19 protein-coding genes and 1 pseudogene are annotated in these 16,956 nt (G+C 58.9%); 16 read left to right on the forward strand and 4 right to left on the reverse strand.

Going from position 1 to position 16,956, the window contains the following annotated elements:
- The first annotated feature begins 331 nt into the window (after positions 1-331).
- The 7 genes and pseudogenes from M0D64_RS18860 to M0D64_RS18890 all read left to right on the forward strand — a co-directional run bounded on the left by M0D64_RS18860 (position 332) and on the right by M0D64_RS18890 (position 5,482).
- Entirely contained in the window at positions 332-607 is a 276-nt protein-coding gene (locus M0D64_RS18860; protein WP_266258834.1) for a metal/formaldehyde-sensitive transcriptional repressor, read from the forward strand.
- Between the two features lie 8 nt (positions 608-615).
- Positions 616-1,899, forward strand: coding sequence for a CDF family Co(II)/Ni(II) efflux transporter DmeF (dmeF, locus tag M0D64_RS18865; protein ID WP_266258835.1), 1,284 nt, complete (start codon positions 616-618; stop codon positions 1,897-1,899).
- Between the two features lie 3 nt (positions 1,900-1,902).
- Positions 1,903-2,118: a DUF1289 domain-containing protein gene (locus tag M0D64_RS18870; protein WP_266258836.1), complete on the forward strand. Its 216-nt coding sequence runs from the start codon at positions 1,903-1,905 to the stop codon at positions 2,116-2,118.
- Between the two features lie 460 nt (positions 2,119-2,578).
- A pseudogene (locus tag M0D64_RS18875) lies at positions 2,579-3,648 on the forward strand (trypsin-like peptidase domain-containing protein).
- 204 nt (positions 3,649-3,852) lie between these two features.
- Positions 3,853-4,050, forward strand: a complete 198-nt coding sequence (locus tag M0D64_RS18880) for a hypothetical protein (RefSeq protein ID WP_266258837.1) — start codon at positions 3,853-3,855, stop codon at positions 4,048-4,050.
- Positions 4,051-4,147: 97 nt separating this feature from the next.
- Positions 4,148-4,327 carry a hypothetical protein gene (locus tag M0D64_RS18885; protein ID WP_266258838.1) on the forward strand — a complete coding sequence of 60 codons (180 nt, stop codon included), beginning with the start codon at positions 4,148-4,150 and terminating at the stop codon, positions 4,325-4,327.
- Positions 4,328-4,543: 216 nt separating this feature from the next.
- On the forward strand, positions 4,544-5,482 hold the full coding sequence (locus tag M0D64_RS18890; protein WP_266258839.1) for a DUF1571 domain-containing protein: 939 nt from the start codon (positions 4,544-4,546) through the stop codon (positions 5,480-5,482).
- A 375-nt stretch (positions 5,483-5,857) separates the two neighbouring features.
- Here the strand turns inward: M0D64_RS18890 and M0D64_RS18895 are convergent, their stop codons facing one another.
- The 3 genes from M0D64_RS18895 to M0D64_RS18905 form a co-directional block, all read right to left on the reverse strand.
- Entirely contained in the window at positions 5,858-6,439 is a 582-nt protein-coding gene (locus tag M0D64_RS18895; protein WP_171928711.1) for a hemerythrin domain-containing protein, read from the reverse strand.
- A 216-nt stretch (positions 6,440-6,655) separates the two neighbouring features.
- Positions 6,656-7,276, reverse strand: coding sequence for a c-type cytochrome (locus M0D64_RS18900; protein WP_171928712.1), 621 nt, complete (start codon positions 7,274-7,276; stop codon positions 6,656-6,658).
- A gap of 1,740 nt (positions 7,277-9,016) precedes the next feature.
- A complete protein-coding gene (locus M0D64_RS18905; protein ID WP_266258854.1) occupies positions 9,017-9,463 on the reverse strand; it encodes a hypothetical protein in 447 nt (148 codons plus the stop codon).
- A gap of 524 nt (positions 9,464-9,987) precedes the next feature.
- Between M0D64_RS18905 and M0D64_RS18910 the strand changes: the two genes are divergently transcribed.
- The 4 genes from M0D64_RS18910 to M0D64_RS18925 all read left to right on the forward strand — a co-directional run bounded on the left by M0D64_RS18910 (position 9,988) and on the right by M0D64_RS18925 (position 12,618).
- Positions 9,988-10,776: a sensor histidine kinase KdpD gene (locus M0D64_RS18910; protein WP_266258840.1), complete on the forward strand. Its 789-nt coding sequence runs from the start codon at positions 9,988-9,990 to the stop codon at positions 10,774-10,776.
- 298 nt (positions 10,777-11,074) lie between these two features.
- Positions 11,075-11,794 (forward strand): Crp/Fnr family transcriptional regulator, encoded by a 720-nt coding sequence (locus M0D64_RS18915; RefSeq protein ID WP_266258855.1) that lies wholly within the window; start codon positions 11,075-11,077, stop codon positions 11,792-11,794.
- Between the two features lie 366 nt (positions 11,795-12,160).
- On the forward strand, positions 12,161-12,316 hold the full coding sequence (locus tag M0D64_RS18920; RefSeq protein ID WP_154565952.1) for a DUF3309 family protein: 156 nt from the start codon (positions 12,161-12,163) through the stop codon (positions 12,314-12,316).
- A 125-nt stretch (positions 12,317-12,441) separates the two neighbouring features.
- The gene (locus tag M0D64_RS18925; protein WP_154565953.1) at positions 12,442-12,618 is read left to right on the forward strand and encodes a CsbD family protein; all 177 of its coding nucleotides are present in this window, start codon (positions 12,442-12,444) and stop codon (positions 12,616-12,618) included.
- Positions 12,619-12,886: 268 nt separating this feature from the next.
- On the opposite strand, the gene M0D64_RS18930 is transcribed toward M0D64_RS18925, so the two are convergent.
- Complete coding sequence (locus M0D64_RS18930) at positions 12,887-13,081, reverse strand: hypothetical protein (RefSeq protein ID WP_266258841.1); 195 nt, start codon at positions 13,079-13,081, stop codon at positions 12,887-12,889.
- 368 nt (positions 13,082-13,449) lie between these two features.
- Between M0D64_RS18930 and M0D64_RS18935 the strand changes: the two genes are divergently transcribed.
- From M0D64_RS18935 to M0D64_RS18955, 5 genes are all read left to right on the forward strand, one after another.
- On the forward strand, positions 13,450-13,599 hold the full coding sequence (locus M0D64_RS18935; RefSeq protein WP_266258843.1) for a hypothetical protein: 150 nt from the start codon (positions 13,450-13,452) through the stop codon (positions 13,597-13,599).
- Positions 13,600-13,712: 113 nt separating this feature from the next.
- A complete protein-coding gene (locus M0D64_RS18940; protein WP_154565956.1) occupies positions 13,713-14,141 on the forward strand; it encodes a carboxypeptidase-like regulatory domain-containing protein in 429 nt (142 codons plus the stop codon).
- A 309-nt stretch (positions 14,142-14,450) separates the two neighbouring features.
- A complete protein-coding gene (locus M0D64_RS18945; RefSeq protein WP_154565957.1) occupies positions 14,451-14,666 on the forward strand; it encodes a glycine zipper 2TM domain-containing protein in 216 nt (71 codons plus the stop codon).
- A 326-nt stretch (positions 14,667-14,992) separates the two neighbouring features.
- Entirely contained in the window at positions 14,993-15,895 is a 903-nt protein-coding gene (locus M0D64_RS18950; RefSeq protein WP_266258844.1) for a hypothetical protein, read from the forward strand.
- Between the two features lie 90 nt (positions 15,896-15,985).
- The gene (locus tag M0D64_RS18955; protein WP_154565959.1) at positions 15,986-16,615 is read left to right on the forward strand and encodes a BON domain-containing protein; all 630 of its coding nucleotides are present in this window, start codon (positions 15,986-15,988) and stop codon (positions 16,613-16,615) included.
- Positions 16,616-16,956: the final 341 nt, after the last annotated feature.

Here is a 16,956-nt window from a genome sequence, read left to right on the forward strand (position 1 = left end):
CGTTTCTAGAAGGGCACCCCGTGGCGCCCGTTGGGATCTCCACCCGCCGGGTCCCACGGTGTGCGCATGACGCCGATGGCAGGCCGCCGTCCGACGAGGAGCGATGCAACGCGCCCATGGTCTCGCCGAACCGAACCAGTCGAATGCACCACGGTCACAGCCCGAGTATGTTGACGCGCTCTCCTTTCGGCGTGGAAGGACCGCCAATCCACAAAAGACAAAACAAAGTAGACCGCACCCGGTTTTTTCAGAATGCTTTCGCCCGCGAAGATTGATATACCCCTCTACCCTATCTGAGATATACTCCCCCACGGTATATCGGAGGGCATCAATGAGTCACACCATTCGCGAGAAACAGAAGCTTCTCAACCGGGTCCGCCGCATCAAGGGGCAGGTCGAAGCCATCGAGCGGGCGCTGGAACAGGAGCAAGGATGTGTCGACGTGCTGCAGCAAATCACAAGCTGCCGTGGGGCGATGAACGGCCTGCTGGCCGTGGTGCTCGAGGACCATATCCGCACCCATCTCGTGGACGCTGATACCAATGAAGAGCCGGACGGCAGCGCGACCGACCAACTCATCGAAGTCGTCCACAGCTATTTCAAGTAGACTCAAAAATGAGTGATTTCAATAACGCCGCATTTGGCGCAGGACATGACCACATCTTTCTGGGTGCCGGTCATGAAAAGAATGAGCGCAAGACGTGGGCTGTAATTGCGCTGTGCAGCGCGATGATGCTGGTTGAAATCGTCGGCGGCAGTATGTTCGGCTCGCTTGCGCTTGTCGCCGACGGTTTGCATATGTCGACGCATGCGGGCGCGATGCTGATCGCGGCACTCGCGTACACCTACGCGCGCAAGCACGCCACCGACTCCCGCTTCGTGTTCGGTACCGGCAAGCTCGGCGACCTCGCGGGCTTTACGAGCGCCATCGTGCTCGCAATGATTGCGCTGCTGATTGGCTATGAAGCGGTGTCGCGTTTCCTGTCGCCGGTACCCATTCACTTCGGTGAAGCGATTCCTATCGCGGTGGTCGGCCTGCTGGTTAACCTGGCAAGCGTGTGGCTGCTGAGCGGCGGCGACCATGGGCACAGCCACGGTCATAGTCACGGCCACGGTCATGGTCATGGTCACGAGGACCATGCTCACGAAGACGAGGTGCAGAAGATTTTCGCGCCGTCCGGTGTGTTTGCCGTTTCCGTCTTCGAGGATGGCGTGCCGCCCGTTTTCCGCATTACGCCGGCGGCGGAGGGTTCACGACTGGACGCTTCCGCGGTGTCCGTGACGACGGTGCGACCCGATGGGGCGCAACAGGTATTCGCGCTGGCGGATCGTGGTGGCTATCTGGAATCGAAGGAAGACATTCCCGAGCCGCATGCTTTCAAGGTCATCGTGCGGATTCCGGACGGCGAGCACGAAGTCGAATTCGAAGAACATGAGCACGGCCACGACGTGCATGAGACAGCGACCCGGGACCATAACATCCGGTCCGCGTACATTCATGTGATGGCGGACGCGGCGGTCTCCGTGCTGGCTATCATCGGTCTCTTACTGGCGCGCACATTTGGCTGGCTCTGGATGGACCCTCTCGCGGGTGTCATCGGTGCGCTGGTGATTGCGAACTGGTCGTATGGGTTGATGCGTGACACGGGCGCAATCCTGCTCGACATGAGTCCCGACCGGCGCATGGCGGAGAACGTACGCCATGCTATCGAGGACCGTGGCGACAAGGTTGTCGACCTGCACGTATGGCGCGTGGGCCCAGGTCACATGAGTGCCGTGGTGTCGGTGGCGACCAGTGAATCCCAGCGAGACTCGCGCTTCTATCACGCAGTGCTCGAGCGCTTCAAGGGGCTGTCGCATGTCACCGTTGAAGTGCAACCTTCACACGCGGCGGCCTGAGTCATGGCGGTCAAGTCACCGTGCATCGATGTGTGTGCCTTCGATGGCAAGAGCAAATTGTGCGTCGGGTGCTTTCGTACGCTCGATGAAATTCGGGCTTGGAAGAAGATGACCGACCACCGGCGCCACCAGGTGATTAACGACCGGGCGCGGCGACAGGCCAAGCTGCAGCGCGAATCTCCAGTGTCATCGTCCGAGCCGCGAACGTCAGACACCTGAATCAATGGGAGCGCCGCCACCGCTTTCTTCTGGCGACTTGCTTCTGTAACACCCAGCGCGATAAAATCGCACCCGCTCATTGGGGAGTAGCCGCCTCGAACGCGATGTTCGAGGGCGCACGTCAACATACCCAGCCCTCGGGCGCGGAGGCCGCGCCAAAGCGGGGGCTCTACGCCGCGATTAACGTCGACATCGACCCGCCTGAACAGGTCTATTGACTCGATTCCTCACCATCCGCGTCCGTAAATCCGGAACGTGGATCGCATGGTGGGTCGCATGGCCGCTGTCAATGCGTTGGCCGTTGCTGATTTTTTCGTTTTCGTTTTCGTTTTCGATTTCATCGGTGCGCTGTGTCACAGTCGCCGGTTGCTACGCGCGAAATAATTTATCCACAGTGCTTGTTAGCCACCGGCGCTTCACGCGCCCGGCCCCGGCATAACGACCGCCCCGGAGGTGCGCTGTGTTCCGCCAGACTTTTGCCCGCACCTTGTTCCGCGCTGCCGTGATAGCTGTATTTCTCGTTGGTTATCCGTGCCTGAAGTCAACGCCGACTGCCGCGGGCGCGGCTCCGCTGCTTGCGAAGGAGAAGCGGGTTTCGCCGGCTAACGCTGCCGGGCCGGTCGACTTCCCCACTATCGTAGAGCGATACGGGCCCGCCGTCGTAAATATCAGCACGACGGCCCAGGAGCAACAAACGTCTGCGCCAGCCTTCGTGGCGCTCGATCCTGACGATCCCTTTTTTGCGTTCTTCAAGCGCGCGCCGCAGCAACCGCAGGAGTCTCAAGGCAACCCGCCAGGCGCGAGATCGGGTGCGGGCTCCGGATTCATCGTTAGCCCCGATGGCCTCATTCTGACTACGGCTCACGTGGTGGATCAAGCCGACGAAGTTTCGGTCAGGCTGACCGACCGGCGCGAGTTCAAGGCAAAGGTGCTGACTGTCGACGCCCAGAGCGACGTCGCGGTGATTCAGATCGACGCCACGAAGCTTCCGACGGTCAAACTTGGCGACTCGTCGCGAGTGCGCGTCGGCGAACAGGTCCTGGCGATCGGCTCGCCCGACCGCTTCCAGAATACCGTCACAGCCGGCATAGTCAGCGCCACTTCCCGCACGCTGCCGGATGGCAGTAATTCTCCCTTTTTCCAGACCGACGTCTCCGTCAACCCCGACAACTCGGGTGGCCCGCTGTTCAACCGCGCTGGCGAGGTGGTCGGCATTGACGTGCAGGTTTATGCGGACTCAGGCAGGTACCCCAGCCTGGCCTTTGCCATCCCGATCAACATGGCGGCCAAGGTGCGATCGCAGGTGCAAGCCACGCAAGCGACCTGGCCGTTGGTCTAATGGTGGACAAAGTCGACGGGCCGGCGGCAAAAGCCGGCATCCAGCCTGGCGATATCGTCCTGTCGCTCAATGACACGCTGGTCGAAACGCAGGCGGATGTGACCGCGCTGGAAGCCAAGGCAGGGAAACAGGTAGCCGTGCTGATCCAGCGCAACCACGCGCGCAGTTTTGTTTCGGTCGAGGTTAAATGAACAGCGGGACGTGGGCAGCTTTGGTGATGGGAGGAAACAGGGTTGCGCCGCAACGTCGCAAGACCGACGCGGGACCAATGGTTAGCCGAGCATTTCGGGGGCGACTGTGAAGGCTTACCGCTGCGAGTGCGCGCCGCTGCGTCGACGAAAGAATCGGACGTTGCTTCATACTAGAATTCCTTGAAGATCTGGAAGGAGACGACCATGGCACAAGAGCTCAGCACCAAAGCGCAAGAAACGCTTCTGGAACTCAGCCAACGCGCGGCGAGCGACCAACCTCTCATGGTTGAATGGGACATCCAGACCGAACTGGAAAAGCGCGACCTGATTTCGGCGGCCCCACACGGTGGGTGTCTGATCACAGAGAAGGGGCGAGCGTACGTGCGGGAGATGCACAATTGATCCGACCGTGCGACGCGCGGCTGAATCCGCGCCCTAAGCGAGTCAACCCATGAATTGATCGTGCCAGGATTCCTCGAGACTCACGACGGAACCAGCGATGTCCATCAACGCCATTGATGGAGTTCGCGTTGACTTCGTTACTAGCCGCGTGACGCTTGTGCGCAGGGCGCTGGCGGATGCGCAAAAGATCATGTGGTTGGCCGACCCGGAGATCGCACCTGTGATCCACAGGACCTTCGCTTCGATACCCGTTCCATACTGGGATGATTCACGCTGAGGAGGCTTTTCTGGTCACTATCGTTCGATCGTTGCCACCGGACATAAGGAGCAAGGTCGCCGATGACTTCCCTGAGCACGTCGAAATCGCCGAGACGTCGCACTTGATCGACAGCCGATCGCGAAACGCGCGACGCGTTCAAGGCTCATGTCAGAAGGCTGCAGATCGTGCCTGCCTCGCTGTCTTAACGAAAAATCGACGAAACCGGGGTGCCACATGCTGGGTGTCGCCAAGACGTCAATCAATTCCCGCGCCGCAGGGTTCGCGAGGCTCGCATTTCTAGCGCTCATATCGGCTGCAATGATTGTCGCGCCGGGGCATGCTGAGGACGCGCCGACACCGGCGAGCCATCCAGCGCCGGCAGATCAGTCACCCGTCGCGATCGCGCAGGTGGCGAGTCTGCCTGTCGAGCGCCAGGTCGCCTGGCTAAGCCGCGCCGCGCAAAGCGGTGAGCTCGAGAGATTGGACGACGCGCAACTGATCGAACTCTTTCAAGCGCTCGCGCCCGACACTGTGCCTCGCTACGTGCAGACGGGCATCACGCGCTACCGGGAGTGCGAGTTCCAGACGTTCAGCCAACAACGCGTGAAAGGCAAGTGGCAGACGAAGCCGGCTCACATGCTGGTCCGCTATCGTCAGGAGCCACGGCAAGTCTATGTCAAGTGGCTGGCTGACGGCAGGAATGCCGGGCAGGAAATGATTTATGACGAGAAGAAGGATCCAGACCAGCTTTACGCGCATCCGGGTGGGATCCTCAACCTCGTGTCGTTGTGGGTACCAATCGATGGCGCTCGCGTCAAGGCGCAGTCGAACCATACCGTGCGTGAACTGGGCATAGACTATTTCACGGATCTGTTTCTGGCTGAGCTGAAGAAGTATCGCGCGGCAGCCGTCGAGAAGCCCTCGAAGATCGAGGTGCTGAACGATCATGGTGCGCGCGTAGTGGCGTTCACGTGGGAAACACCTACCGGGCGGCCCGACTTCTATGCAAAGAAGGAGCGGCTCGGCCTCGACTTGCGGCAACCTTTTTTTCGCACGAGCGAAGCGTGGGACAACGACAAGGAACTCTTGGAGAAGTTTTCGTTCACGGAGGTGACGCCGAAACATTTCGACGACTCGGTATTCGATCCAAAGAATCCGGAGTACAAGTTCTGATCAGCTGATGTGTGATGCGGGAGCCAGACACCCGCGCGGCTATTCAATTCGGGCAGGCACGACAGCCTCTGGTCGACCATAACGAGACAGTCGGCGTTGCTGAAAGCGGACCTGGCCGACCCCGCAGAACTCGCGCTACAGCGAGTACTGCAAAGCCAGGTCGAAACCGATGACGACTAGCGAACAGCCGAGGCCTGCGAGGAAATTCGCGACCGGATGTTCGAAATCGTGATCCCGGCTCATCCACGCATATCCCCTCCCGCGTCGGCGTTTGGTGCTCAAAAGAACTCTTTGTTCAATTACGCGCCCACGGATCCCGCTGATCCGCATTTGTATCACGTGACCGGCCGCCCATCGCGACGCGCAACCGAACTGCTAACTTTCCGTCTCAGGGATCGTTTTGACGATCATCGAGAATAATTTGCCGAGATCGTCTTCAAGTTTTACCCCGTCGAACGGATCGCGATTTGCTCCAAAAGCGGCGTCGACTTCCGCCCAGTCTTCGTTTGTCAGCAGACGTCTGGCGGCCGGCAAGATCAACGTCTCTTCCATGCACCGGTGGTCTGCATAGAACTCGGCATACGCATCCACCAAGGCTCGCAACTCCCGAAGTGCGGGAGCGCCCTTCAATTCATACCGGGTCAGCGCGTGCTCGATATCCCTCAACCTCACGTCACCTCGAGCGTGCTGGGACTCCAGTTCCGTAAGGACGTGGTCAAATTCATCAGTCCGATCCCGCAGCGGCGTGAACAGGTAACGATCCTCTTTGGGATGGTGCACCTGCTGAGGGTACTCGCGGATGTAGTAAAGCATCGCCCGAAGCACCATGAGGCCCGGAGCCGGCGTACCTGCTGCCAGCAGGCCCACAAAGCGCCGCATGCCCTCTACCACGGTCGACATCTGCTCGTGTTCATGAAGGATGACGGTTATGGCAGAGCGCGGTCCCAGAGACTGCATATCAAACTCCGAAGCAGAATATGAAAAGCATTGGCGAATCGATTTGCCGCTTCACACCAGCGGCATGAGAAGGAAGCCGCGCCGGTACCTTAATGCTAGTCATCCGCCGCTCGACATCAAAGCGCGCCGCGCCACTGCTTTGGTGGAGATCAACGGCTGTGCGGGCAGGGTGGCGCATGGGGTCAGCGCCCGTCGACCGCATAAATTGGCAACTGCTTATCTGGATTGCAGAAAGGCCGCAACCGCCTTGGCCTGGTCGGCGCTCAACGTATGCGCGACGGCGGTCATCACGGGCGCGTTGGCGCGGGTACCGTTCTGGAAGACCTGGATCTGACGCAGCAGATACTCCTGATGCTGCCCTGCGAGGCGCGGAAACGTACCGACCCCCTGGGCCTGCGCGCCGTGGCATGAAGCGCAGGCCGGCACGCCCTTGTCCGGCACGCCGTGTTCGAAGATTTCCTGGCCCTTGGCCATCAAGGTGGGGTCGCCCGCCGCGCCCCGGGTTGCGGCCTGATGCGAGTAGTAATCCGCCAGCGATTTGACGGCTGCCTCGTCCAGCAGTGCGGCCATGCCCCACATGTAATCGCGGGCAGCGGTTTCGCCACGCGCGTGTTCGTGGAAACCCTTGAGCTGGGCTTCGATGTATTCAGGTGTCTGGGCGTTGAGCTTCGGAAACATCGGCGATTCGCTGCGCCCGTGTACGCCGTGGCAGCCGGAGCAAATCTGCCCGGCAATGCGGGCGCCATCCTCGGCTTGTGTGAGGGCTGGTATCAAGGCGATGCCAGCGGCGGCAAGTAGCGCGACCGCTGACATCCGGGGAGCAAGTATCTTTTTCATGGACGTTCTCGTCAGGCTGAGCGGATTGAAAATATCAGTGGCCGGGCCATCTGGTCAGCATATGAGCTATCCAGGCTCGGCGCGCAGAGAAAGTTGAAGGCAGGCGTGCGGTTTCACACATACGAAACGGCGCGGGTAATGTTCCCCATCAAACTGGAGGGCAACGAGGGGCGCGCAATACGTCAAGCGAATCGACTGCCGCAAACAGTTGCGAGGTTTCGAACGTCGATTCCGCCGCTTGCAGAGCAGCAGCATCGACCGTGCCAGGTGTATTGATTGCGGAAATGGAACGCCTGTCTCTGGCATTCATGGCGCGGTGCCGATCATTCACGACAGCGCGCTGGCCTTTTTGGCGCTGGCATCCACTTTTTCCAGCCGGTGCCAACCTGGGGACGAAGGCTCGTCACTGATTGGTCGTCGCTTTAGTGACGCGCATCGCCGAGAGGCAGAGCCGGTCCTAGCCAGCGAGCGCGACCGAAAGGGTTCATTTTCGTACTGCCTTGCTGTACAAAAAAGGTCGCTCATCAAGGGGTTGATGCGGCCTGAACGCACGTCTCGAGAGCCGCTGTCGGCCTGAAAACAATCATACTGGGAGGGCACCAAATCTGCCTGTACGATTGTGGGCGCGTTCATCGGCCAGACTTAAGCGCCACCTCAATCCCCCCCGCAATAGACGACCGCGGCATATTGCCCGTGGCACAAGTTGGCGCACCAGTCTCTCGCGGCGTCACTCCTTCGCGGCGGCGCCCGACATCCGCTTAGCGTGCGGTGCAGTGAGTCTATCGAGGCAGTTCAGAGTTACGACGATGAGAAGCAGGGCTAATACGACAAGCTGGCCAACCAGAAAAACCGGCACGGCCAATATAGCCCACAGCGCCAACCTGAGCATCTCGCCTCCCTGGATTTTTCGATCGGTCGGCGGAAACTGGCGGCGACCTTAGCGGCTCGTTGCGAAGGCTTGCAGCGAGCCCTCGAAAACATCATATCGCAACCCGTCAAATCAGTTTGTACGGTAGTGGACGCAGGCCGTCGACAGGCTGGGAGCCGCGCCAAGCGCAGCGCTGACGCCCAGAGAGCGACCAATGAGGCCCGCAAAGCCGTTGCAAGTCTGGAGGGTCAATCGCGAAGTGATGTCAGGCCGAAGCAGGAGAGAAACGCCAAAGAATGGATGACGAGGCGTGAGGGCGTGCGCAATCGGGCGACGGAACATATGCTCCTGGGTTCCGATTCGGGTGGGGAGCGAGCAGCCGCAATATATAGCCTCATCGGTTTGTGCAAATTCGCCGACAAACGGCCCTATCGCGCGAAACATGAAGGCCACAACTGCGTGGTTGCGGCGTAGGCGTTGCCTGCTGGTCGACGCGTGGACTGTGTTCTGAGTTAGAAATCCGCGGACCAAGTTGGGCGATGCCAGCCCTCATCGCGTCGTCGGACTGCCTTCAGCAGCAGTTGTTAAAACCAAAGGACTACATATTTAATATATTGGGTATTGACGGATACATTGGTTAGACGCCGGATGGGAGAGGATCGAACCAATAGACTTGTTAGTGCGGGTCGATGTCGACGTTAATGACAGTTGCATGCTGGCCGCTGCGGACAATTAGCCCCCCTGAAACGAACATTTGCGGCGAGCCCAATGTTGCCGATCAGTGCATCGGCGCGAGCGTCTGAGCTTCGGCCATTACGGCCGCTCGTGGCAGAACGCAGCGTCGGCGGGTGTTCCTACGCGCGGGTAGTGCGTCAGTGCTCGCTGCAGAAGATGGCCGTGAGCAGGAGGGGGACGACTTGGCGAACGACAGCGTCGCTGCCAGCCTCGCGTGCGCGGGCTTCTACTGCCTCGGCGGGGCCAAGGACTACAGCGCCATATGCTGACGGCGTAATGGGCTGGCCACTTCCCTGTTTGAATATTGTGTCGTCGCGCTCATACCCGAGAACGGCGTAGACACGGAACCCGAAAGCCGTCAGGTTGCTGTCGTGCGTCGGTCGAAATGCGTTGACCGAGTTCACTTCGACACGCATCGGTTTCGGATCGATATATTGAGCGTTCAATAGCGGGGCGATGAATGCATGCGCGTTCGATTTGCAGTCGAGTTGCGCATCGAGAGGGTAGGCGCAGCACATCACCGGAATGAGCCCAGCGCCTATTGCAGTGAGCACGGTTAGCGTGTTGAGAGCGACCTTGGTCATGATGGGGGGCATCCGGTTCTATCCTGCGCCAGCGTCTCACGTCCGTCGGAAGATGTCTGTACGGTGGCAGGCCGATGACCTGCAGTCCAGCCCCTACCGCAACCACTGAGGTGCGGCCCCGAATCAATCATGTGGCCTGTTCCTGGAAGCAGGCCGGTGAGCGGGTCGCCGGAAAATAGGTGCCAGAAACGGCGGCAGGTTCGGTGATCCATCGCTGCAGGCAGTCGGGACGCCGACGCGGGCCCGCCCATCCCCCATGATGGGCTCGATGCGGTTGTTTTTACTGATCTGAACGTCACCGAGCAGACTTACCATATCCTCCGTGAGACCGTGCTATTTCAACCTGCGCGTACCAGTGATCTTCGGGTCGCTCTCGCGATGCAGGCATTGGCGAACCACCGGGTATTGGCGCATCGCGACCCGAAGGGCGCGATATGGGGATCAACATGTCAGCTCGTCCAGTATCTTTCCGGTGGTCTGTTGGCACGCCCGACACGCACCACGCGGACCTGACAGATAAAATGATGGAACGCCCGCTGCAAGGGGCGTCGATCGCTTTTTCCAGTCATTCTCCGCCGGCCGCCCATCGTTTCGACGCGCTACGACGCAAGGACGAAATTCTTGCAATGGTGGCGCACGAGCTTCGTGGACCGTTGACGCCGATGCAACTTGCCATCCACCTCATTCGCAGGGCGTCGGCGGATCGTCCGGAAGTGTTACGGTCGATCGACATGCTCGACCGGCAGATCACACAGATTAGCCGGCTTGCTGAGGACCTGATGGATGCAACGCGGATCGATCGCGGCGCGCTCCGTGTGAGCAAGACCCCCATCGAAGTCGTTGCGGTTCTCGCCGCCCCTCTCACCGCAGCCGCACTGGCGGCAGCCCAACGCGGCCAGACGCTCACCGTGCAGATTGCCGACAGGGCACTACGCATTGAAGGCGATCCTGTGCGTCTTGCACAGGCCGTCAACAACCTCCTGCATAACGCAGTGAAATACACGCCGGAGAAAGGTTGCATCACCGTGAACGTGCTCGCAGACGGGAAGGACCTTGTGGTGTCCGTCAAGGATAATGGTCTGGGCATATCGGCGGCGCTCCTGCCACATATCTTCGAGCTCTTCGCTCAATCCAGCAGAACGATTGCGGCGAGTGCCGGTGGTTTGGGGGTCGGTCTTGCCGTGGTGAAAGCGGTCGCCGAATCGCATGGCGGAACGGTGTCGGCGACCAGTGCCGGCCCCGATACGGGCAGCGAATTCACGCTCCGGCTGCCGATCGTGCTGGAACGGCGCATGGCTGGTGAGCCGGCGTGACGGCGGGCTATTCAGCCACACATTCAGTCTGCTGCTGAGCCAGCCAGCGGACGACACATTTCTCGCAGTTGACAGACCTGTCCGCGCAGACCCGTTAAGGCATGGCCGGTGGCGCGTCGCAGCGCGCCGCAACGTACCACCAGGCGCACGCGAACTATAATTTAAACGCGGTTTAGTCAGGTTCGACATCCTCGCCGATTCGTCTGGCGCATTCATGCAACTGCCGCTGATGCCTGATACTGTTAAGAACAATTCTGCGAAAACGGTGCACTTTCTGGAGAATGTCGGGGAGCGGGGCATGGAAAACGAGCAACATTCCAGAGAGAATCACCTGCTTTCGGTTCTACCGGAAGCAGAGCGGGCGCGCGTGGCGCCGCATCTCGTATCGGTTGAAATGCCACTGGGCCTGGTCGTGTACGAGTCTGGCGATCGCCTTGATCATGTCTATTTTCCGACAACGTCCATCGTATCGCTGCTCTATGTGATGGAGGACGGCGCGTCCGCCGAGATCGCAATTGTGGGGAACGAAGGGATCATCGGTATTGCGCTCTTCATGGGCGGTGAAACAACGCCAAACCGTGCAGTCGTGCAAAGCGAAGGCCAGGCGTATCGACTCGATGCGCGCATCCTGAAAGAGGAATTTCATCGCGCCGGCCCGGTTCAGCGGTTATTGCTGCGCTATACCCAGGCATTGATCACCCAGATGGCCCAGACCGCCGTTTGCAACCGGCATCATTCGATCGACCAGCAGTTGTGCCGCTGGCTGTTGCTCAGCATGGACCGCCTGCCGTCAAACGAGCTGAAGATGACACAGGAACTGATCGCCAACATGCTTGGCGTGCGCAGATCCGGCGTGACGGAAGCGGCGCTGAAACTCCAGGACGCGGGGCTGATCCGCTACGGTCATGGCCACATCGAGGTCCTGGATCGACCGGGACTCGAAAAGCGTGTGTGCGAGTGCTATGGCGTGGTGAAACGGGAGTTCGACCGGTTGTTGCCTGATCTGAAGGCGATTTAAACGCGCACTATTCCTGCGCGGGCGGGCAGCGCCGAACTACGGGCGTGTCCCCTGCAGCACTCCCGTGGAATGCCGCTGGTGCTCTTTATCAAGGGGGCACGCAATTGAACCCTGTACCCCGGCACACGGCAGTCGCGAACCCCGGGCGAAAAAAAAGAAATCCCGATGTCCACCACCGTACCGACTGCGCGGCAAATCAATGCCAGCCTCACGCTACAGGGCGGGTCTTTTCCGGGTTGTGCGGAAGCCGGTCAGTATCACTTTTAATTTTGCGAAGATACCTCGCGAAGGGCCTGAAGATTCAGGCACGTGACGAGAGAGCGGCGACGGGATCGTCGTAACACGGAGTCGGAAAGGAGTCCTTTCATGTTGAGCATACTATTGATAGTCGTGCTGGCGTTCCTATTGATGGGAGCGATGCCGACCTGGCCGCACAGCCGTTCGTGGGGCTATATGCCAAGCGGGATGCTGGGTGTGCTGCTGGTCGTCGTTCTCATATTGCTGCTTCTGGGCAGAATATAAGAGCGCAAAATTCCTGTCTGGATGATCCGTTCACGGGCAGCCGTTGTCGTACCGTGCCATCAGAAAACGAGTGACCTGCACGCGTCGAGAAGTTCGGTCATCCGTCATTTTCAAGGAGCAATGTCATGAACAAGGATCAGGTGAAAGGTCGCGTCGAGGAAGCAAGGGGAAAGGTCAAGGAAGCTGTCGGCAAAGCCACGGGGAGCGAAACGACCCAGGTGAAGGGTAAGGTCGAACAGGTCGTTGGCAAGACACGGGCCGCGTACGGCGATGCAAAGGAGCAACTGAAGAAGCAGCCGTAGGCTGTTTTCGCGCCGACAGGTTTTGAGGCGTCACGTAGTGGGGCAAAGTGCTCGCGTGACGCCTTTGCTGTTGATTTGCACGAAATCGACAAGGCTGTACCGGCTGAACTCGACGCGCACAGCATCGTGGACAACTACGACCGAAGTAAGTCCCTGTGGGATGGCAGTCACAAGCATCCCAAGGGCAACTACGCCATTGGCTGAACCCGGAACAGGTTTGAGCATATCCACTGCAGGCAGCGCAATGGGTTCGGCGTGCAATTGCGAGCTACACCGCATGCTGGTTCAGCCAGAGCCGGCCCGCAGCGGTCATATTGATGGCGCCATAGCTGTGCGACTCGTATGCAAGCCCTAGCGTCAATAGCTCCACCGCCACGGGACACAGTGTCTGCGCCCGTGGATCTGGAATTCGGTCAAGCGATTTGAGAGTCTGGATGGCCTCGGGTGAAAGTTGGATGTACATGGTGGCCTCCTGTTATTGAGATCATCTTGATCCGGACGACATTCTTTCGTCTGTACGGTAGCGTCTACTCGACTCCCTCTTTTGAGAATCATTTGTGCAAACCTCACAAAGACATACTGCGGAAGCTGTTTCGACGGAAATGTTACTGATTTGCACAGCTGCCTGAACGGCGGAATCAATCAATCCATATCACGGCATGTCAGCCAGTTTGCCAAAACCCGCCGTTACTTATTGATATAGATACCTGTGTATTTGCCAATTGGGCTGCATCGGTGCAGGTCGACCATGCTGCTCCGGAACCAGTACGGCACCGTACCGACTACGGTTCGTGTTGCGCGTACCGTGTACGTGAGTGTCGTGGACTTCCCATGACACGCCGCACACAGAACGGCAATCTTCAATCGTTTGCAACGGCCGCTGCTGCCATTACGGCGAAAAATTCAAAGACAGCTGATTTGGGTTCTGCGGATGCGATGCATCAAGGCAATGCCGGCAATGGTGAACACCATACTCGTTAAAAGTTGAAGCACAGCGCAATGCGCGCGTTCAATCTGATGTCGCGATGATCACACTACCCGAGGCATGAGCAGGCCGATGCGCCGCGGGATGGATGTGTTCATTGGAGTCTGACATGAAAAAGCGCAACGTCTTGCAATGGGTAGTGATTCTAGGTGTGGCTTTTGGCGTGAATATCGCTTTTGCGGCGGAGACGGACCTTCCGGCGATACAGCATGCAGGGGACGTGACATATCTATCGGGGGGGATCGGGAGCGACCAGGCACGAGCGATCAAAGACGTCATGCACAGCTACCCCATGGTGCTGACGTTCGTCGGCAAGACGAGCAACCAGAATCAATATCTTTCGGATGTCCCCGTCACGATCACGGATGGCAAAGGGAACACTGTTCTGGAGACGAGTTCGGATGGCCCGTTCATGCTGGTTTCTCTCCCCAGTGGACATTACACGGTCAGCGTTAGCTATAAGGGGCAAGCGGAGCATCGTACGATGAATATTTCAAATGCCGCTCACGCGCGCCAGACGTTTGTCTGGGCAATGTAGTTGCCGCGCTTAAAGAGATGTCGCCGGCCGTCTGTCGAGATTAAAGCGATTTTTCCCGTAGATTTTGATTGCGTTGGGATTCGACTAAACCGTATTCGGACGCGCCTGCGATTTATTTTTAGCGGCTTCCTCTACCACCGTACATCTCAAGGATGGGGGCCGGCCGCACATGTACGCTGCCGGACCGACGGGAACCGGCAATTCGGGTAACAAGAAAGTGTCTACTGGCGGACGAGTGAAACCTGTATCGGTGGCCCTTGGTGGCAGACGCATCGGATCGCGTCATTTACGTATATAGGTGGTTTCAAAATGAACAGCACTCGCTTATTTTCAATAGGTACGCTAACGCTCTTTGTCGCGATTGAAGGCTTGGGTTGCTCTGGGATGTCCCAGCGAGGTGTCGACACGGCTGCTGGTGCCGGGATAGGCGCCGTCGGGGGAGCGGTGCTTACAGGCGGTAGCGCGGTAGGCACAGTTGGCGGCGCGGTCGTAGGCGGCGTGGTCGGCAACCAGATCGGTAAATAGCCCGGCGCGCCCGGACGGAGTCAGATCATCCGTGGATATCTCCCCGGGTGGGGTGACACCACGGTGGGAATGAAAGATGGTGACCGTTCAGGGTGACGTCGAGTGCTGGTTTCGCAGTGGCGAGGAAATTTTCGACATGTGCTGCGCGTCGATAGCGGCGCGCGTGGGTCCTGGGCTCTGCGCTCAAGAGATTTTACGGCTGCAATTTCGGGGACTCATTGTATCTATCGGCATCCGTCCGCCGAAACTGCGCGCAATTGTTGGCTGGGATCAATACACAGTAGCCGGCACTTGCGCTGAAAAAGTACACTTTATCGGGGGCAAAAATGCGTTACCTGATTATTGCGTTGTTGATTTTGTTGTGCCCGGCAATCTCAGTCCGCGGCCAGATCAGCGTCGACGTCGAAGTGCCTGGCGTCAACATTGGTATCAACATGCAGTCGTATCCCGAACTCGTTCCGGTGCCGGGCTATCCCGTGTACTACGCGCCTCGAGCGAATTCGAATTACTTCTTCTACGACGGCCTGTACTGGGTGTACCAGCAGGACAACTGGTATTCGAGCAACTGGTACAACGGTCCGTGGCAGTCGGTGGGGCCAATGGATGTGCCACCGTTTGTGCTGCGCATTCCCGTGGGTTACTACCGCGAGCCTCCTGCGTATTTTCGTGGTTGGAGTGCCAACGCTCCGCCACACTGGAGTGATCACTGGGGCCGCAACTGGGAGGCTCGTCGAAGCGGATGGGACCAATGGGACCGGCGCGCCGTCCCACGTGCAGCCCCGCCGCCAGACTACCAGCGACAGTACTCAGGGGACCGGTATCCACGTACGGGAGAACAACAATATGCGATTCGATCCGCGAACTACGGCTATCAGCCACGTGATGCCGTAACGCGGCAGGATTATCAACAGCAGGACAACCCGGGCAGCTCGCGCGCCGGGCCTCAGCAGCAAGCGCCTATGCAACGATCGTCGACTCAGGAACTGCATTCGCAGCCGAATCAACAACAGCTACAGCAGCGGCAACAACAGCAACAACGACAACCAGAGCACGTCGTGCAGCAGACGCCACCCTCACAGCCGATGCATCAGGCGCAATCAATGCAGCCCTCGTCGCAGATGCAACGCGCTCAAACGGTGCCTCAAGAGAGCGGGCGAGAAAACAAGGCTGGAGAGCCGGACAAGCGTGGCGAGAACCAGGACGGAGGCCACATTCAGAACCGCCAGTAGTTGGACATCTTCGCAATAACGGCTCCTTTGGACATTGGCAAGTCACTTTTCGTGAATCAAGTCGTACAGAAAGCAAATCGGAGAAGCATCATGAGCAGTACCTATTTTTGCAGAACCGCGGTTCTCAACGTGTTGATTGCCGTCGGTCTGGTTACTGGGGTTAGCATCGGCACGGCTGGCGCAGCATCGGGGGATGACACCATCCCGCAGCCCCACAGCGACAGCGTAAGCGCGACGCTCACCGATACCGTCATCACGACCAGGGTGAAGGCTAAACTTATGGGTAGTGACAGCCTCAAAAAATCTGATATCAGCGTGACCACCACCAACGGCGTGGTCACGCTTGACGGCTCGGCAAGCAACTCAAACGCAAAGACCGTGGCTGAGGCTGCGACAAAGTCAGTCGATGGCGTCAAGAGCGTCGACAACAACCTGAAAACACCCGCGAGCAGCAAGGCATCGGCCCGGACGCACGAGGCCGTCACAAAGACAGAGCGGGCCGCATCGGATAGCTGGATTACAACCAAGGTAAAGTCAGGGATCCTTGCGGACAGCGTCAGCAGGGGTTTCGATGTGAGCGTGGAGACGATTCATGGCGTGGTGGTTCTGAAGGGAGCTCTGTCGAACCAGGACGCCGTCGATCATGTGAAGGACATCGCTGAGAAAGTGAAAGGCGTGAAGAGCGTTGACACGTCCGCCCTCATCGTCGCAGGCGGATAGCCGGTTGAGAATGGGTTGCCGCGGGCGACTGCACCCCTAAGGGAGGCTGGGTGGCACTAAAGACTCGGCGTCGCAATAGGCTGGCGCGTTCTGCCCGTCCGGAATGGCTTCTCGATAGGGCATCCTCTTTGCTTAACTAAGCTGCTTATCGCAACAGCGATATGCAGGCTGGCGATAAGCCCGCCACGTGAGGGCATCTGCCCGGTCGACCAGCGGGAGATGAGCTATGCAAGAAAGAAATTACAAGGTACGTGCTGCAATTCTTGCCACGGTGATTTCGCTGTCGGTAAGCGGCTCGCGCCGGCCGTTATAGGCGGTGACTGAGATAGACACCAAAGTAA

It is taken from the genome of Paraburkholderia sp. WS6, from assembly GCF_030464835.1.
Lineage (GTDB): Bacteria > Pseudomonadota > Gammaproteobacteria > Burkholderiales > Burkholderiaceae > Paraburkholderia > Paraburkholderia madseniana.

Bases quoted from the DNA above. Each gene is read 5' to 3' on its own strand.
- M0D64_RS18860 (WP_266258834.1), top strand. From the start codon at position 332: ATGAGTCACACCATTCGCGAGAAACAGAAGCTTCTCAACCGGGTCCGC.
- dmeF (WP_266258835.1), top strand. From the start codon at position 616: ATGAGTGATTTCAATAACGCCGCATTTGGCGCAGGACATGACCACATC.
- M0D64_RS18870 (WP_266258836.1), top strand. From the start codon at position 1,903: ATGGCGGTCAAGTCACCGTGCATCGATGTGTGTGCCTTCGATGGCAAG.
- M0D64_RS18880 (WP_266258837.1), top strand. From the start codon at position 3,853: ATGGCACAAGAGCTCAGCACCAAAGCGCAAGAAACGCTTCTGGAACTC.
- M0D64_RS18885 (WP_266258838.1), top strand. From the start codon at position 4,148: ATGTCCATCAACGCCATTGATGGAGTTCGCGTTGACTTCGTTACTAGC.
- M0D64_RS18890 (WP_266258839.1), top strand. From the start codon at position 4,544: ATGCTGGGTGTCGCCAAGACGTCAATCAATTCCCGCGCCGCAGGGTTC.
- M0D64_RS18895 (WP_171928711.1), bottom strand. From the start codon at position 6,439: ATGCAGTCTCTGGGACCGCGCTCTGCCATAACCGTCATCCTTCATGAA.
- M0D64_RS18900 (WP_171928712.1), bottom strand. From the start codon at position 7,276: ATGAAAAAGATACTTGCTCCCCGGATGTCAGCGGTCGCGCTACTTGCC.
- M0D64_RS18905 (WP_266258854.1), bottom strand. From the start codon at position 9,463: ATGACCAAGGTCGCTCTCAACACGCTAACCGTGCTCACTGCAATAGGC.
- M0D64_RS18910 (WP_266258840.1), top strand. From the start codon at position 9,988: ATGGAACGCCCGCTGCAAGGGGCGTCGATCGCTTTTTCCAGTCATTCT.
- M0D64_RS18915 (WP_266258855.1), top strand. From the start codon at position 11,075: ATGGAAAACGAGCAACATTCCAGAGAGAATCACCTGCTTTCGGTTCTA.
- M0D64_RS18920 (WP_154565952.1), top strand. From the start codon at position 12,161: ATGTTGAGCATACTATTGATAGTCGTGCTGGCGTTCCTATTGATGGGA.
- M0D64_RS18925 (WP_154565953.1), top strand. From the start codon at position 12,442: ATGAACAAGGATCAGGTGAAAGGTCGCGTCGAGGAAGCAAGGGGAAAG.
- M0D64_RS18930 (WP_266258841.1), bottom strand. From the start codon at position 13,081: ATGTACATCCAACTTTCACCCGAGGCCATCCAGACTCTCAAATCGCTT.
- M0D64_RS18935 (WP_266258843.1), top strand. From the start codon at position 13,450: ATGACACGCCGCACACAGAACGGCAATCTTCAATCGTTTGCAACGGCC.
- M0D64_RS18940 (WP_154565956.1), top strand. From the start codon at position 13,713: ATGAAAAAGCGCAACGTCTTGCAATGGGTAGTGATTCTAGGTGTGGCT.
- M0D64_RS18945 (WP_154565957.1), top strand. From the start codon at position 14,451: ATGAACAGCACTCGCTTATTTTCAATAGGTACGCTAACGCTCTTTGTC.
- M0D64_RS18950 (WP_266258844.1), top strand. From the start codon at position 14,993: ATGCGTTACCTGATTATTGCGTTGTTGATTTTGTTGTGCCCGGCAATC.
- M0D64_RS18955 (WP_154565959.1), top strand. From the start codon at position 15,986: ATGAGCAGTACCTATTTTTGCAGAACCGCGGTTCTCAACGTGTTGATT.